The 1,850-nt window shown below is 50.4% G+C and carries 1 protein-coding gene; it reads right to left on the bottom strand.

The genetic code is table 11. The annotated features are described in order from the left end of the window. Positions 1–1,850: DNA-directed RNA polymerase subunit beta (gene rpoB / locus Q0256_RS01625; protein ID WP_297959507.1), on the bottom strand; the 1,850-nt coding region annotated here is incomplete at both ends.

The raw sequence follows: 1,850 nt of genomic DNA, 5'->3' as shown, positions 1-1,850 counted from the left end.
GGGAACGATATTTGAAACGATACCCTTGTTTCCGTGGCGACCCGCCATCTTATCGCCCACTTTTAGCTTGCGCTTAGTCGCGATATAGACCTTTACGAGCTTAACGACGCCGCTTGGCAAAATATCGTCTTTTTCTAAAATTTCGATCTTTTCGTCATGTTCCTCTTTGAGCTTGCGCTTTTCGTTTTGGAAGTGGTTTTTTAGCTCTTCGTATTCCTTCTGAACAGCTTTAGAATAAGCCTTGACGAAAGAATTTAACGTAAAGCGGTTGGAGCTTTCAAGCTCCTCTTTTTTAACCTTATCGCCCTTTTTATAATCTTTTTTATTTAGGCTTTGATCGCTTTGTAAAGCGCTTTTAGAAAGTAGCGCCACTACCTTTAGCATCTCTTCGCGATCAAGCATCAAAAGCCTGTCGTGATGCTCCCTTTCGAGCTCGGTTTTTTCATCCTCATAGGCTTTGTTCGTGCGTGGATCCTTCTCGTAGCCCTTTTTGGTAAAAATTTTAACGTCGATTACCACGCCTTCCATAGAGGCGGTCGCGTAGAGAGATTTATTTACCACATGCCCCGCCTTCTCGCCAAAAATTGCGCGCAAAAGCCTCTCCTCTGGGGTCGGCTTAACCTCGCCTTTCGGAGTTACCTTGCCTACCAAGATCATGCCGGGCTTTACGTGAGTACCGATCTTTACGATACCGCTATCATCGAGGTGGGTAAGCTCCTCCTCTTTGATATTAGGGATGTCGCGCGTGATCTCCTCCACGCCGTCTTTAAGCTCTCTAGCCTCGATCTCTTTTTCATAAACATGCACGCTGGTGTATTCGTCGGCACGAATCATCTTTTCGCTCATGACGACGGCGTCCTCGTAATTGTAACCGTGCCACGGCATGAAAGCTATGAGAGCGTTTTTGCCGATCGCAAGCTCGCCGCCGTCCATGCTAGGACCGTCGGCTATGATTTGACCTGCCTTTATCACGTCGCCTTTACGCACGATCGGGCGCTGTGAAAAGGTAGTGTTTTGGTTAGTGCGTAAATTTTTCTCCATCGAATAGTGATCGATAAACGGACCTTTTTCGTCCTCGCCCAAGATAAATATATTTTTATTATCGACCTTTTCTACGACGCCGTCGCGATTAGCTTTGATCGCTTCCCACGAATCGCGCGCGATGATCGCCTCCATGCCAGTTCCTACAATAGGAGCGGTGGAGTGCAGAAGCGGCACGGCTTGGCGCTGCATGTTCGAGCCCATCAAGGCGCGGTTAGCATCGTCATGCTCCAAAAATGGGATCAACGACGCCGCCACACCCGCGACCATACCGGAGCAAAGGTCTATCAGCGAAATATCCTCACGCTTAGCCATGATGTTTTCGCCGTCTTTTCTAACCTCCAAAAGCTCCTCTACGATATTGCCCTCTTCGTCCAATTTAGCGGACGCCGGAGCGATTACTAGCCCCTCCTCCTGCGTAGCGGTAAGATAGACGATCTCGTCGGTAACCTTGCCGTTTACGACTCTTTTATACGGAGCCTCGACGAAGCCTAGATCATTTACCTTCGCATAGGTCGCTAGGGTATTGATCAGACCGATGTTTTGACCCTCCGGGGTTTCGATAGGGCAAATTCTACCGTAGTGCGTAGGATGGACGTCGCGCACCTCAAAGCCGGCTCGCTCGCGGCTCAAACCACCAGGCCCCATCGAGCTTAGGCGTCGCTTGTGGCTCAGCTCGGACAGCGGGTTCACTTCATCGAGCAGCTGGCTCAGCTGGCTGCTAGCAAAGAACTCGCGCACTGCTGCCACCACTGGGCGAGCATTGATCAGCTGGCTCGGCGTAACCGTCTCGAGGGCACTCATGCTCA

It is taken from the genome of uncultured Campylobacter sp. (genome assembly GCF_937949835.1).
Lineage (GTDB): Bacteria > Campylobacterota > Campylobacteria > Campylobacterales > Campylobacteraceae > Campylobacter_B.
The sequence above is the reverse complement of the archived record's forward strand: the minus strand, read 5'-3'. Positions and strand labels throughout refer to the sequence as shown.